15 protein-coding genes and 1 riboswitch are annotated in these 14,519 nt (G+C 44.0%); of the genes, 5 read left to right on the top strand and 10 right to left on the bottom strand.

All coding sequences use genetic code 11. The annotated features are described in order from the left end of the window. Positions 1-345: 345 nt before the first annotated feature. Entirely contained in the window at positions 346-1,194 is an 849-nt protein-coding gene (locus FD12_RS02335) for a metallophosphoesterase (protein WP_056981465.1), read from the bottom strand. A 328-nt stretch (positions 1,195-1,522) separates the two neighbouring features. Between FD12_RS02335 and FD12_RS14375 the strand changes: the two genes are divergently transcribed. From FD12_RS14375 to FD12_RS14370, 3 genes are read left to right on the top strand one after another with little or no spacing between them, the layout of a single operon-like run. Continuing rightward, positions 1,523-1,858 (top strand): type II toxin-antitoxin system RelE/ParE family toxin, encoded by a 336-nt coding sequence (locus FD12_RS14375; RefSeq protein ID WP_082622141.1) that lies wholly within the window; start codon positions 1,523-1,525, stop codon positions 1,856-1,858. Beyond that, positions 1,845-2,003 carry a hypothetical protein gene (locus FD12_RS14130; protein ID WP_225427355.1) on the top strand — a complete coding sequence of 53 codons (159 nt, stop codon included), beginning with the start codon at positions 1,845-1,847 and terminating at the stop codon, positions 2,001-2,003. The genes FD12_RS14375 and FD12_RS14130 overlap by 14 nt, the downstream gene beginning before the upstream one ends. Beyond that, a complete protein-coding gene (locus tag FD12_RS14370; protein ID WP_225427354.1) occupies positions 1,948-2,079 on the top strand; it encodes a helix-turn-helix domain-containing protein in 132 nt (43 codons plus the stop codon). The genes FD12_RS14130 and FD12_RS14370 overlap by 56 nt, the downstream gene beginning before the upstream one ends. 346 nt (positions 2,080-2,425) lie before the next feature. Here FD12_RS14370 and FD12_RS02330 read toward each other — a convergent pair whose 3' ends face one another. The 7 genes from FD12_RS02330 to lysA all read right to left on the bottom strand — a co-directional run bounded on the left by FD12_RS02330 (position 2,426) and on the right by lysA (position 9,948). Next, complete coding sequence (locus tag FD12_RS02330; protein WP_186825972.1) at positions 2,426-3,508, bottom strand: aspartate-semialdehyde dehydrogenase; 1,083 nt, start codon at positions 3,506-3,508, stop codon at positions 2,426-2,428. 257 nt (positions 3,509-3,765) lie between these two features. Further along, positions 3,766-4,953 (bottom strand): aminotransferase class I/II-fold pyridoxal phosphate-dependent enzyme, encoded by a 1,188-nt coding sequence (locus FD12_RS02325; protein WP_054747887.1) that lies wholly within the window; start codon positions 4,951-4,953, stop codon positions 3,766-3,768. A gap of 42 nt (positions 4,954-4,995) precedes the next feature. Next, positions 4,996-5,769, bottom strand: coding sequence for a 4-hydroxy-tetrahydrodipicolinate reductase (gene dapB / locus FD12_RS02320; RefSeq protein ID WP_054747889.1), 774 nt, complete (start codon positions 5,767-5,769; stop codon positions 4,996-4,998). A 34-nt stretch (positions 5,770-5,803) separates the two neighbouring features. After that, positions 5,804-6,709, bottom strand: coding sequence for a 4-hydroxy-tetrahydrodipicolinate synthase (dapA, locus tag FD12_RS02315; RefSeq protein ID WP_056981463.1), 906 nt, complete (start codon positions 6,707-6,709; stop codon positions 5,804-5,806). A gap of 40 nt (positions 6,710-6,749) precedes the next feature. After that, the gene (locus FD12_RS02310) at positions 6,750-7,901 is read right to left on the bottom strand and encodes an N-acetyldiaminopimelate deacetylase (protein WP_054747891.1); all 1,152 of its coding nucleotides are present in this window, start codon (positions 7,899-7,901) and stop codon (positions 6,750-6,752) included. 4 nt (positions 7,902-7,905) lie between these two features. Next, positions 7,906-8,616, bottom strand: coding sequence for a 2,3,4,5-tetrahydropyridine-2,6-dicarboxylate N-acetyltransferase (gene dapD, locus FD12_RS02305; protein WP_054747892.1), 711 nt, complete (start codon positions 8,614-8,616; stop codon positions 7,906-7,908). 24 nt (positions 8,617-8,640) lie between these two features. Then, entirely contained in the window at positions 8,641-9,948 is a 1,308-nt protein-coding gene (gene lysA, locus FD12_RS02300; protein WP_056981461.1) for a diaminopimelate decarboxylase, read from the bottom strand. A 419-nt stretch (positions 9,949-10,367) separates the two neighbouring features. Then, positions 10,368-10,547, bottom strand: a riboswitch (Lysine riboswitch). Positions 10,548-11,001: 454 nt separating this feature from the next. Between lysA and FD12_RS02295 the strand changes: the two genes are divergently transcribed. Together FD12_RS02295 and dapF are read left to right on the top strand one after the other, a co-directional pair. Beyond that, positions 11,002-12,372 (top strand): aspartate kinase, encoded by a 1,371-nt coding sequence (locus FD12_RS02295; RefSeq protein ID WP_056981459.1) that lies wholly within the window; start codon positions 11,002-11,004, stop codon positions 12,370-12,372. A gap of 31 nt (positions 12,373-12,403) precedes the next feature. Beyond that, positions 12,404-13,393, top strand: coding sequence for a diaminopimelate epimerase (dapF, locus tag FD12_RS02290; protein ID WP_056981457.1), 990 nt, complete (start codon positions 12,404-12,406; stop codon positions 13,391-13,393). A gap of 237 nt (positions 13,394-13,630) precedes the next feature. Here dapF and FD12_RS02285 read toward each other — a convergent pair whose 3' ends face one another. Together FD12_RS02285 and FD12_RS02280 are read right to left on the bottom strand one after the other, a co-directional pair. After that, positions 13,631-13,852 (bottom strand): hypothetical protein, encoded by a 222-nt coding sequence (locus FD12_RS02285; protein WP_307725452.1) that lies wholly within the window; start codon positions 13,850-13,852, stop codon positions 13,631-13,633. Between the two features lie 4 nt (positions 13,853-13,856). Then, positions 13,857-14,450 carry a hypothetical protein gene (locus tag FD12_RS02280; RefSeq protein WP_054747896.1) on the bottom strand — a complete coding sequence of 198 codons (594 nt, stop codon included), beginning with the start codon at positions 14,448-14,450 and terminating at the stop codon, positions 13,857-13,859. Positions 14,451-14,519 lie beyond the last annotated feature (69 nt).

Raw genomic sequence — 14,519 nt, 5'->3', positions numbered from 1 at the left:
GTTACTGTTTAGTGTACACTCATTTTTTGAAATAGTAAGTTTGACTTTCTATAGGATAGGCGTTTTGATCCCAGAATTTAACGAATAAGACCAATTATTCCTGATTTTTGGATGCAGGAATAGTTGGTCTTATTCGTTAAATGGCCGGGACCAGCCGTTTATCGCCGCTTTTATCCAAGTGGCGACAGCGATCCAAATGAATAAGTACTGAGTGGAAATTAATATTTGTCCCAGTCTCTAATATCTCAAGCTAGCTATCTAATAATGCTTCTCTCTGTGGACATGCAAATACCGGGCCAAAAAGAATGCCAAATCACAACACCAAGTCTCAATTTGCTTCATCACTTAATCCTCCAAAATAAACATTAATCGTTTTAACTCACTCAACGCATCCCCAGCATTTTGCCACTGGAAGTCATACCCGAGGGAAATGTTCCGGTACTGGATACCATTATAGTCAACTTTGGTCGGCATATGGGAATGACCACTAATTGATATGCTAACGTGGTTTTGTTCAAATAATTTCCGATATCTTTCACTCCCTAATTGATACATAAACCGATCGTAAAACGGAATCGGCATTTGCCGAGCAAGCCGCTTAGTTGGGAGCATGTGGCTGGCCACTAAAAGTTTCCGGGAACCGAGCTGCAATTGATTAATTTGGTGCTGCCAGGCGAATATTTGCCGGGTGACCCAGTTGCGATCACGTTGATAGTCGATTTGATTGCCATTAATATACATCTGATCCGGCCAGACGTGTTTGGCCACAAAATTATCCGCATACTCAGGACCCCTTTGTGCTTTGAAATTCTTGGCAAAAGTGTAATCATACCAGCCATTGATCCCGGTGATTGCCCAGTGAATGGTCAAAATTGGATGCCGCGTTAAAGCGGTCGATAAATTGTCCAACTGAAAATATGTTTGCCGTGACTCACGTTGAATACTGTCAACACGACGCCTTCGAGGATGACTTACATATAAATCATGATTACCAATCAACGTGTTAAATGGAATTGGTAATTTCTGAGTTAAACGAGTATAAAAGTTCAAATTACGTTGCCGCCCATTAGCAGAATCGCCCATGATAACCAGTCGATCCAGCTGTTCATCTTGTACCAGTTTGGCCAAGATATCGCAAAAATCATACTGGCGATTAAAATCGATATGGAGGTCTGACACAAACCCAATCCGCATAAGTCCACCATCCTTTAATTGCCGCTTTTCTTTATTGTATCTCAATTTAAAGTTTTTTTATCTTTCAGAAGAGACACCATCCATTGCAATCCTTTTACGTAACAATCTCGACCCGCATAAGACAAACTGCATATTCTTGGCAGTTTGTCTTATGTGGCTTTTTTATAAATAATGCCTCGTAAAAAACTATTTGGCATTATTTTCGTATTTATAGTATTAGGTGATCAAAATGTGTGAAAGAGCCCATTGTATTAGGTACACCCAGAGACCAAATATATCGACAACCCCTTTCATAACATATATGATATAAAAGGCAGCTAAGGAGAAACTGTTAAAATTCCAATACTATAACTACCAAGAATTCACGAAGTTTTTAGATAAACTTTCGAATGAGGATGTTTCACTTATTTTATCTAGACTCAAGAAGCTTGAAACGATCGACATTGTAACTGCTATGAGCTATCAAATGATTAAAAAGCTTGAATCAAATCTTTACGAGATTAGAATTCATCTAAGCCATGGGATAAGCCGTTCAATTTATTTTAAAACGGTTGACCACAACAATGTTATAGTAACAACGTTTATCAAAAAATCTCAAAAGACACCCCAGTCTGAACTAAAGAAAGCACGCAACAGAAGGAGGAAGTATCATGACCCAGACTGATGATTTAATTAAAAAGTTTACGAAGAAACGTCCCGGCTTGGAAAAGCAGATTGCATACTACGACCAACAATTTGATTACGCAACAGCAATTGGCGGACCGAATCGGGGTTCCTCAACCAACGATTGCGCGTTGGGAAACTGGTAACGGTAATATCACCATGAAAAACATGGAAAAAATTGCCCATGCGGCCAACAAAAAGTTAATCATTGGCTTTGTTTAGTCATTTTGCTATTCTGATGGTTTCTTTCATATACGACATATAGTGTAAGATACCAAAATATGTCGTATCTAAAAAATTCAATCACTATTTTGACCGCCAATTGGCGAGACCGGAACATTCATTTTTGGGTTTTGCTTTTTTATGTAAAAAAGACCGACCAATTCGAAAAATGGTCAGCCTTTTGTTAATTTTTGAATTATGTGTGAATCGTGTTTCTCTTCTCTGTAGATTAGGACAGCTCCGACGCAACTGATGCTAACGTGTAAGGTCGAAATGATTTAAATCCAAGACCAGGATTTTAATCATTTCGACCTTACACACCGCATCACCCGTTGCTAGTCGCTCACTATCCCAAGTACGGATTATCCGGTACTCTTACCAGATCATCAGCAACTAATCGTTCAGCAATCTGAACAGCGTTCCACGCAGCACCTTTTAACAAGTTGTCGGAAACAACCCACATATTGAAGGCACCCTCGTTTTCATAATCAGGACGAACCCGGCCAACAAACGTTTCCCGTTTGCCTTCAGCGTTAATGGATTGTGGATAAATTTGGTGAGCCGTGTCATCTTGTAAGACAACGCCATCAGCACCATCCAAAGCGTCTTTAATTTGATCAGTCGTTGCACTCTTGTCGGCAACTTCAAAGTAAACCGTCTCGCCATGAGCAATTCGGATTGGCACTCGGACACAAGTTGCAGTTACCTTAATGTCCTTGGCATCCATGTCGTCCAACATGATCTTCTTAGTTTCATGGATCATCTTCCACTCTTCGTGAGTGTAATAGCCATCTTGTTCGAAGACATCAATTTGAGGTAAGAGGTTAAAGGCCATTTGGTAATGCTTTTTATCACCCTTAGTTGGCAAAATCTTTGGATCAGTTGGTTCGCCGTTCAAGACTTGTTGAGATTCTTCCATCAACTCATTAAGGGCAGATTGACCCGCACCGGAAACGGCTTGATAAGTTGAAACGATGACTTGCTTCAAGCCAAATTTCTTATAGATGGGTTCCAAACAAACCACCATCTGAATAGTTGAACAGTTAGGGTTTGAGATAATCCCGCGATGATTGTATAGAGCTTTTTCGTTAACTTCAGGAATGACCAATGGCACTTCTTTTTCCATTCGGAAAGCACTGGTGTTGTCAACGCACACAGCACCACGTTTAACAGCTTCTGGCAGGAACTTCTTAGAGGTTGAGCCACCTGCTGAAGACAGCACCAAATCAATCCCATTGAATGAATCTGGGGTGGTCTCTTCGACGGTCACATCTTGACCTTTAAATTGAAGCACCTTACCTGCGGAACGTGATGAAGCCAGTAACTTAACACTCTTCACCGGAATGGTTGATTGTTCCAACTGCTGGATCATCCGAGTTCCAACAGCACCAGTAGCACCTAAAATTGCAACGTTAAACTCTTTCATCATAAAACTCCTTTTCTGTAGTGAGCGGAGCCGGGCGCTTAGAAACTGGAACATAAGTCTCCTTCAGCGGAAATTCCCGCTTTTGGAATTTTGGCGGAAGGTGCTTATGTGCAAGTTTCTGCCCGGCGCAGCTGTCCTAATATAGTGAGCGGAGCAAAGCGGTTAGAAAGCGGAGCATAAGTCTCCTCAAACTGAAATTCCCGATCTTGGAATTTTGGTTTGAGGTGCTTATGCGCAACTTTCTGCTTTGCGCAGCTGTCCTATTCAGCTAATTCTAACAAATATTGATTCATGCGATCCATTGCCAACTTGATATCTTCATCAGCGGCTGCATATGACATCCGAATCCAACCTTCACCTCCGGGGCCAAATGCTGAACCTGGAGTCACGCCAACCTTAGCTTCCTTTGCTAATTTTGTCGCAAATTCCACTGAGGTTTCGTTTATTGTACCAGGAATTTTGGCAAAGATGTAAAATGCGCCTTGAGGAAAGGCAATTTGCATCCCCATTTGCTTCAATCGATCCGCGATGTAGTCCCGGCGCTTCTCATAAGTAGCCCGCATTGGAATTGGATCATCCAAGCCATTTTTCAAAGCTTCCGCAGCCGCATATTGAGCGGGATTGGAAGGGGCGGTGACAACAAATGCATGCATCTTGGAAGCATTGGTAATAAAGTCCTTGGGAGCGGCTAAATAACCGATCCGATATCCGGTCATCGCATGGGACTTGGACAAGCCGTTGATCAAAATCGTTTGCTCAGGAATCATGCTGGCAATTGAGTGATGCTCAACCCCATAAGTTAGTTCACAATAGATTTCATCGGCCAAAACATACATCTTGTGCTGCGAAATAATGTCTGCCAACGCCTTTAATTGGGCTTCAGAATATTCAACGCCGGTTGGGTTAGTTGGATAATTTAAAATAATTGCTTTAACCTGATCGCCATTCTCATCGAGAGCTGCCTGCAGTTTCTCAGGGGTTAGGACAAAACCATCGTCAGAAGTATCAATTGTAATCAATTCTGCGCCAGCGACTTTGATAATTGGGAAATACAATGCAAATGCTGGGGTTGGCACAATCACCTTATCGCCAGGGTTCAAAATCGTGGTTAGGGCTGAGTAAATTGCCTCTGTTGCCCCAACCGTGACGATTACTTCTGATTTAGGATCATAATAAACGCCAGTCCGTTTTTGAAGATAATTGCTGATACCTTCGCGCAATTCAATAATTCCCTTTTGGGCTGAATAATGTGATTTGTTCTCCTTGATACTTTCAATCGCGGCTTGTTTGGCATGTTCCGGCACGTCGAAGTCCGGTTCACCAATCGTCAATTTCACGATTCCAGGAACTGATGAAATCTCTTGATCAAATTCTCGAATTCCTGAAGGGGCAACTGACGCAACGTTCTTGTTAACAATCCCTGAAATTTTGCTATCTAACTGTGGCATTTTATCCTCCCGTTGTTGATATCTATTTTAACTCTGTTGTTGCTATAAAATGTTTTCCAATCCGAAAATGAGCTCCGTCGCCTTGGCCGCAAATGGAACCGCGATTTTAACCCCGCTCATAAACGAACCGCGGTCAAACGAGTCCTGTCTAATGGTTAAGGCCTCGCCTTTGCTGCCGAAAAGCACTTGCTCATGGGCAACGTAACCTGGCAGTCGAACCGAATGGATCTTGATGCCATGATAGTCACCGCCACGAACACCTTTTAACGTTTCCTCTGATGCTGGTGCTGGCTTGTCACCACGGACTTCACTGATCATTTGAGCAGTGGAGAGTGCCGTTCCTGATGGGGCATCCAATTTGTCTTCGTGATGCATTTCAATGATTTCAGCATCCGGCATGTACTTCGCAGCTTCCTTAGCAAATTTCATCAACAACACTGCAGAAATCCCAAAGTTTGGCGCAATCATGCCGCCGACCTGTTTCTCAGCTGCAAGCTTCTGTAACGTCTTAACTTGGTCTTCACTCAGACCTGAAGTTCCAACAACTGGATGAATGCCATGTTCAATCGCAAATTTGGTATTCTCAAATGCAGCCGCTGGAACCGTAAAGTCGATCCAGACATCCGCATCAGTTTGAATATCATCTAATTGACTGAAGACTTTCACATTGTCACTCAAGCCCATCCCCTGCAGATGGTTCATATCAATTTCGGGACTATAGGCGCCAACCAGCTCAAAATCGTCAGTATCATTAACCATTTGAACCGTCTTTTGACCCATTGAACCCGTAAATCCAGCTACTAGAACTTTGATCATCGGAAAAACTCCTTTTTAATCATTATTTTTCAATTTAAACCCGTGCTTTATCAAACGGAATGTCTGACAATTGGGCAACCCCAAGGGCAGCTGCCAATTTGGCCTCTTCCTCGTCGTTCAACGAAAGAATCGGCAAGCGGCAATCACCGACGCCATACCCGTTGGCGTTTAACACAGCCTTAACTGGAGATGGTGATGGGTACATGAACAATGCCGCCATTTTAGGGGTAAGGTCACGCATCAGTTTGCCCGCTGCGTCAACGTTTCCGGCAGCCAAATCATCGTACATTTCACGCATTTCGTTACCATAGATATGACTGGCAACGGAAATGACCCCGTTGGCACCCACTGTTTTAGCGAATAATGCCTGGGCATCTTCGCCCGTATAAACGTTAAATCCTTGGGCAACGTTTTGAACCAAGTACTCCAAGTCTGCCATTGACCCACACTGCTTAACACCTGCAATGTTTGGGTTCGAGGACAAGGCCACGATGGTATCGGTTGTCATTGTCACGCCAGTTCGGCCAGGAATATTGTACATGATAATCGGAACAGCAGATTGAGCTGCAACCGTTGTAAAATGCGCCACCATTCCCCGTTGGTTCGGCTTGTTATAGTATGGCACAACTACCAGAGCGTAATCAATACCGGGGATCTGGCTGACTTCAGCGGTAAACTCAGTCGTTTGGCGGGTATTGTTACTTCCCGTTCCAGCGATGATCGTTCCTCTACCATCCACAATCTTGGCAAATCGGGTATAGAGTTCGATTTTTTCATCATGGCTCAAAGTTGGCGTCTCGCCAGTAGTGCCACCAATGACAAATCCTTTACTGCCAGTTTCAATACAATGGTTGGTGAGTCGTTCGAGGGCATCAAAGTTGATTGTCCCATCGTCCCCAAATGGCGTGATAATTGCTGTCATAATATCTGCATTAATCATAAGAACCCCTACTTTCTTAATTGACTGTGATCTTCATCGATTACTCATTCATCCTGTAATTCAAGAATCTGATAATTGACCCAACGCCCTTTGGAATTGACGACTCCTTCGGGTTCAAGGTCGCTGAATGCAGTTGAGAGTCATCATCGACTCCCAGCCAAAACATGGTACCCGGGATCTTCGAAAGCAGATAGCCAAAATCTTCGCCGGTCATGGCCGGTTCTGTTTCAACGAACTCTGTTTTCGCGTCCTGTTTAGCAAATGCTATGAAACGTCTGGTTAATTCGTCGTTATTCTCGACTGGTAAATAGCCACCTTGATTAAATTGGATATCTACCTTGGCACCATAACTAGTGGCAACCCCATCAGCAACTTGCTGCAGTCGGTCGACAATGTGCTCGATCATCTTCTGGGTGAGCCCGCGGATCGTTCCTTCGATTCGGGCTTGACCGGCAATCACATTTCGGATGGTGCCGGCGTCCAATTTGCCAAAGGTGATCACGCCACCTTCAATTGGATTAACGCTTCTGGAAACAATTGTCTGCACTTGGTTAATGAACTGGGCTGCCGCAACCACCATATCGTTAGCATCTTGCGGATAAGCCGCGTGCCCACTTTTACCGATCAGATCAACATTCACTTCAGTGGTTCCGGCAAACAATGTTCCCATCCGACAGCCAATCGCTCCAGCCGGTAAATCAGGATTGTCATGCAAACCATAAAATTCGTCTGGCCGCCATTTTCCTTCAAATACGCCTAATTCATAGGCAACCTTACCGCCATTTTCACTTTCTTCAGCGGGTTGGAAAAAGAAGATCATGTTGTCTTTTGGCTGATGTTCCGTGAAGTAGTTAAGAACCCCAAGGGCCACCGTCATGTGAATGTCGTGCCCACAAGCATGCATCACACCGGGATTTTTGGAGGCAAACGGTAATCCCGTAGCCTCGGTCACCGGCAGGGCATCGATATCAGTTCGATAACCGATTGTCCGCTGAGGATCGCTGCCGTTCACATAAACCAGCAAAGCAGTCGGTAAGGATTTAACTTCTCTAATTTCGATATACTGTTGATTGAACTTTTTAATCGTCGCCAGCAGGTAATCGTGAGTGGTAAACTCGTGCATTGCCAACTCTGGATGTTCATGCAAATGGCGACGAATATCAATTAATGCTTCCTGAGTAAGTTGAGCCATTTAATCACAGCTTTCTTAAATCGTCTTCCAAACCCGTTTCAGATGTTGTCTTATCGTCAACATCTTTGATTTTACGGGCAGGGACACCGGCAACGACTGTGCGGGGAGCAACGTCTTTGGTTACAATTGCGCCCGCAGCAACCACTGCGCCTTCACCAACGTGGACGCCTTCAATGACAACTGCGTTAGCGCCAATCAACACATTATCGTCGATTTGGACTGGTGTTGCCGAGGCGGGTTCAACCACCCCGGCAAGCACTGCGCCGGCACCGATATGCGAATGTTTCCCAACAATAGCTCGGCCACCCATGACAACGCCCATGTCGATCATGCTGTCATCGCCAATTTCCGCGCCGATATTGATAATGGCGCCCATCATCACAACAGCGTTATTGCCGATAGTGACGTGATCCCGGATAATCGCACCTGGTTCAATCCGGGCATTAATATCTTTAACATCTAATAATGGAACAGCGGAATTTCTGGAATTTGCTTCGATTTCATAGTCATCGATTGCTGATTTGTTTTTCTTCAAGAAATGTTTGACGTCTTTCCAATCACCAAACAAGGTAGCCGTGTGCTTTTCCGCGAAGGCCTTGATCGTTTTTGGAAATTTGATGTCCTTGATTGATCCCTTGAGATAGACCTTGACGGGCGTCTTCTTCTCAGCATTACCAATAAAATCGATGATTTCTCGTGCGCTTAATTGTTCCATTATGATTCTCCTTCGAATTATTTCCTATTGTAATGGTTGATCGAGTGATACTAAATCTGCAAATGTTTCTCGTTTAATTGCTAACTGGGATTTGCCATTTTCGACAAATACCACAGCCGGCCTTGGATTACGATTATAGTTTGATGCCATTGCGTAGCCGTAAGCCCCAGTTGCCAGCATCGCCAGCACGTCTCCCGGCTTAGTTGCCGGTAAAGCCTGCTTTTGGATCAAGATGTCGCCTGATTCGCAATACTTGCCGGCAACCCGAACCGTTTCTTTCATTGGTGCCTTGGGATTGTTGGCAAGGACTGCTTCATACTTGGCTTGGTATAGGGCGGGACGAATGTTGTCGCCCATACCACCATCTACCGTCACATAAGAACGAATCCCGGGAACGTCTTTGCGGCTGCCAACTGTGTACAGATTATAGCCTGCCGGGCCGGCAATTGAACGACCGGGTTCGATCCAAACGGCTGGCATTGGTAAGGATAGTTCACCAACTCGTTTCTTGATTGCCTTGACAATCGCGTCCACGAACATCTCAGGGGCAATTGGATCGTCTTCTTCAGTGTAGCGAATCCCAAAGCCACCGCCGACGTTGACCACTTTGGCTTCGTACCCAACTTCTTGATGCCATTGACCTAACGTATCGATCAATTTAGTGGCGGCCATTTCAAAGCCCTTGACTTCAAAGATCTGGGAACCAATGTGGCAATGAATGCCAAGCATGTTCATCCGTTTGTCTGCCAGCACTAAGTCCAATGCTTTTCTGGCCTGGCCACTTTGAAGGTCAAAACCAAATTTACTATCTACCTGGCCGGTTTGATCATATTCATGGGTATGAGCGGAAATTCCGGGCGTCACCCGTAACATCACATTGATGCTGGCGTCTTTTTCCTCTAGAATCTGCTTCAATAAGTCAATTTCATGGAAGTTATCCAAGATGATGACCCCAATTTGGTGATCAACAGCCATTTCCAACTCATCAACTGATTTGTCATTGCCGTGAAAACTGACATGATCCATTGGAAAGCCTGCTTTAATTGCGGTGTACAACTCACCACCAGAAACAACATCGATGTGCGCATTTTCTTGATTTACCAGTTGAAACATAGCGATGCAGGCAAAAGCTTTGCTGGCATAACTGACGGCATAATCAACTCCGTTATCATTAAAGACCTTTTGGAAATGATGAATCTGATCTCTAATTGCCTTAACATCATAGACAACCAGTGGCGTTTTATATTGTTTGACCAAATCAAGGCTGTCGACACCGCCGATTTCTAGATGGCCTGATTGATTGACTGATAACTGATCGAGCTGATTACTCATGTTGGGTTCCTCCGAATGTTTGTAGTTGATGGACTGTTAATTTTGATTCAATGTTTCTAATTCATATACGACACGTAGGCATGCACTTTGTTATGGATGCCATTACTCCGTTGGGTAGAAGATCATCCATAAACGCCTTCTGCTTGGCAACAGAGATGAAATGTGTTCCAACAAGCAGTGATCTGCACGTAGGCACCTTTCTACTTGGCATCATAGGTGAAATGTGTTCCACCAAGCAGGAATCTCCGCATAAGCACCTTTAGGAAAAATTCCAAGCCCAGGAATTTCTCCTAAAGGCGTCTTATGCTGCGATTCCTAACCGCTTGGTTTCACACTCTCCACAAAAAAACGTCCCTTCATTCAGCGCTTGCCAAACAAAGAGACTCAGAATTTTATAGTCGCAATAATATTCTTTATCAATTGTCGTTAGCGCCCCGCCACGGCGTACCATGGCGACAGTCCAAAGCCTCTTAAGCTAAGTCCCAGCGCGCCAAAGGCTACCTCCCTTGGTGCTTCGGCAACCGCCCCTTTTGCCAGCTTCAAAGTCCAAGTAGGAACTCCACTGGTTACTGATGTTGGTCGCAACCTCTAATGATTTAATTGACATAATTCTATAATGTTTCTCATAAAGTGTCAACTGTTTATGGAAATTTATGCAAAATTGCCATGGCAAAGGATATCAATTTGCAGAATTTAATTTTTCTAGGCAACACAGATTAAGATCGTTCCGCAGAGCAGAAGTCTGCACATAAGCGGCCTCGTTCAAAAATCCCAAGCCCGTGGATTCTTGAACGAGGCCGCTTATGTACCAACTTCTAACCGCTTTGCTACACTCACTTACTTTAGGACAGTTCCACAAAGCAACAACCTACACAGAAGCAACTCAACCGTCAGTTCCAAAGCCAGGAACTCACGGTTGAGCCGACTTCTGCTCCGGTTATTAACCGCTTTGTTACACTCACTCTTGCAAATTCATTCAAAAATGCTAGAATTCGTTTTAACGATTTCTAATCGAATTGTTAATTAATGGGAACATCCAGGGAGTGGAAATTAATGAAAGTTGTCAAGTTTGGGGGCAGTTCTCTTGCGGACGCCGCCCACGTTGAAAAAGTCGTTCAGATTGTGCAAGCCGATCTAGATCGCAAGGTTGTGGTTACTTCTGCACCCGGCAAACGTTTTGCTGGTGACATCAAAGTGACCGACCTGCTCATCAAGTATGCTAACGCCACTTTGACGGGCGACACCGATCCAAAATACGTTGCCGATATTTTCACTCGTTATGAAGAAATTGGCCAGGGATTCAATGTTCCCGAAGCTGTATTAGCTGACATCAAGGCCAAATTAGAGTCGCTGCCAAAACAATCTTATCCAAATGATGATTATTTGATGGCGGCTTTTAAAGCTCATGGTGAGCGATTAAATGCCGAACTTTTTGCGGCCTGTCTCACTCAATCTGGAACCAAAGCCCGTTTTGTTGACCCTAAGGAAGCCGGTATTTTACTCAGTGATGATCCGAACCAGGCGTCTGTGCTGGAAGAAACCTATGATAACCTTAAAAAAATTAAAGTGGGTGACGAAAAGCTCGTCTTTCCTGGATTCTTCGGCTTTACTAAAAATGGTTATATCGCAACCTTTGCCCGTGGTGGCTCTGATATTACCGGTTCAATTCTTGCCCGCGGTCTGAATGCTTCTCTATATGAGAACTTCACCGATGTCGATGCCATTTTTGCTGCTAATCCTAAGATCGTTGATCATCCACTGCCAATCACCAAGATGACTTTCCGCGAAATGCGAGAACTCTCTTATGCCGGCTTTTCGGTGTTCAATGACGAGGCCATCATTCCAGCTATCCAGGGTCAAGTTCCAATCAATGTCAAAAACACCAACAACCCTGACCTGCCGGGAACGCTGATTGTCCCTGAAAAAGATGTCACCCCCACCCGACCGGTAACCGGGATTGCCGGTTCAAATCGCTTTGCGGCTCTCTACCTGCATCGTTACTTGCTGAACAAACAGGTTGGGTTTACGCTTAAAATTTTGAACATTTTATACAAGTATGGCGTATCATACGAACATATGCCTTCCGGAATTGATGACCTCACCATTATTTTCGACCGTAATCAGCTGGATACCGACACCATCCACAAGATGTGCAACGACATTCAGAAGACGCTCAATCCTGATACTTTGGAATGGATTGACGATTATGCGATCATTATGGTTGTCGGTGAGGGAATGCGTGCTAAAATTGGTACTATTGAGAACATTATTCGTCCCCTCGCTGAACATGGCATCGCTGTCCACATGATTAACCAAGGTGCATCCCGAATTTCAATCATGTTGGGGACTCGCGAATCGGATGCCGATGATGCTGTCAAATATATTTATCAGCATTTCTTTAGTAATGCGAAATTAAAGGTTTAACAAATCAGTTTCATAATTGGAGGAACACATGATGGTGCAGTTATTAAAAGTCCACGGATCCCAAAACCAATTTTTCATTCTTGATCAAACGCAATTAAAAAATAAGCTTTCCGATCAGGAACGAGTTGACCTGGCAAAACACATCACGGATGAAAAAGCCGGCCTTCTGAATGGTGCCGATGGCTTATTAGTGATCGACAGTTCAGATCATGATGGTGCGCTTGGCAGCATGGAAGTCATCAACACGGATGGCAGTATCGCTTCAATGTGTGGCAATGGCTTGAGAACCGTTTCCCGCTATTTGTCAGAAAAATATGGCAAGGATGAATTCAAGGTTCAGACCCAGGATAGTGACCTCGCTGTTCATAAAGAAGCTGACCTCGCGGCTGGTGTACCAACCTTTAGTGTTGAAATTTCACCCGTTTCTTTTAACAAGGAATCCCTGCCATTTGATAACTTTGGCGTGGACAAAATCATTGACCAACCAATTCCTGAATTTGGCGTTGGCGTTCATTTTACGGCCTTAGCAGTTCCAAATCCCCATTTGATTGGCTTTGGCAACTTCAAAACGATGAAGCCTGATGGCCTGAGAGTATTAGGTTCCATGCTCAATCACAAGAACAAGTATTTCCCAGATGGTGTGAACGTCAGTTTCGCGGAAGTCGAAGGGCCAAACACCCTCTTTGTTCAAACTTTTGAACGCGGGGTTGGCATGACCAACGCCTGCGGAACCGGGATGTCAGCCGCTAGTTTGGCCTTTTGCTTGAACAAGCCCGGGATGGCTGAATTTGAAAAGACCATCACCGTTTATAATCCGGGCGGCATGGTCAAGACCCGGGTTCATAATAACGATGGCGACTACACCATCGATTTGATTGGTAACGCCACCTTCACTCACACCGTTGATATCGATGAAGCTGCTCTTCATGCAAATGACTTGAGTGACGCTGAAGTTGAGGAAACCAACGAACAGGATGCTTACGATCAGTTTGTCGGTGCCTTGGATAACGGCCGATTCTAAACATTAAAACAAGTCTAAGACAGGGTACAGTTGAATCTAAATTGAAGAGGTTGAGACATATATTAATTTCCAATCAGTCATTATTCGTTTGGATCACTGTAGCCACTTGGATAAAAGCTGCGCCAAACGGCTGATCCCAGAATTTAACGAAAAGAACCAACTATTCCAAAATCAGGAATAATTGGTTCTTTTCGTTAAATTCTGGGATCAAAACGCCTATTGTCTCAGTCTCTTTTGTTATACCCCCGGAGTTGTCCGCTCATTCTGCCACACTTCAGCAATCAATTGGTTAGCCATCACCTTACAAATCAATTCAATCAACTGGTCCTGCATGTATTTGGTTGCGTCAAAAGTGACCGCATGACCATTAATCTTAGTCAGGATCATCCCCTTTGTTTCAATGGCAATCTGATACTTGGCAAATGCGGTCACAATTGCCTGCAGCTTTTTTTCATTCATCAATTTACTGGCCTCCCAACTTCAATTTTAGCCGCCATTCATCTTGACGAACCTGATTGTCAGTTAAGCGCAGATCCATATACGGAGTCACCGATAATAAGAAATCTTTCACCTGTTCATAATGAGCCTTGCTGGAAAAATAGTGATTGGCTTTCCGCTGTGATAGCTTATCAATTTTAGCCTGTAAATCTTTCAAATAGGCCTCAACCAACTGAATGGTATTTTCTCGAATACTGGCCACGTAAGCGATCTTCTCGTCCTTAGGATCTTCAATCTCCAATTCTTCAACTAAGTGAAAATCGCTAAGTTGGTCAGCATCGACATTCAATAAGTCAATCTCGTGATTCAAGACAGCCGCTTTGAAGCCTTCGAGATCCGTTTTATCCAGATAGGCTGGCAGCTCATGGCCATTCACCTTTACCAATAGTTGTGCCTTTCGGGTAATCCCGGCGCCAAATTTGATATGGATCACAAAATCCTTTTTGCCAATATAATTAACATTATCCAAAATAAGCTGTGGATTATTGGTCACAACTGTTCCCAAGGCAAAGTACCGGGCGTGTTTAGTTTTCAATAATTGACCAAATTGCAGTTCCATCGCTGCCTCCCATTTCGTTGAATTCAATGTTTTAATTGTATAACGTCAAATTTCGACTGTATAGTGTTT

This window comes from Lentilactobacillus rapi DSM 19907 = JCM 15042 (assembly GCF_001436255.1).
Lineage (GTDB): Bacteria > Bacillota > Bacilli > Lactobacillales > Lactobacillaceae > Lentilactobacillus > Lentilactobacillus rapi.
The sequence above is the reverse complement of the archived record's forward strand: the minus strand, read 5'-3'. Positions and strand labels throughout refer to the sequence as shown.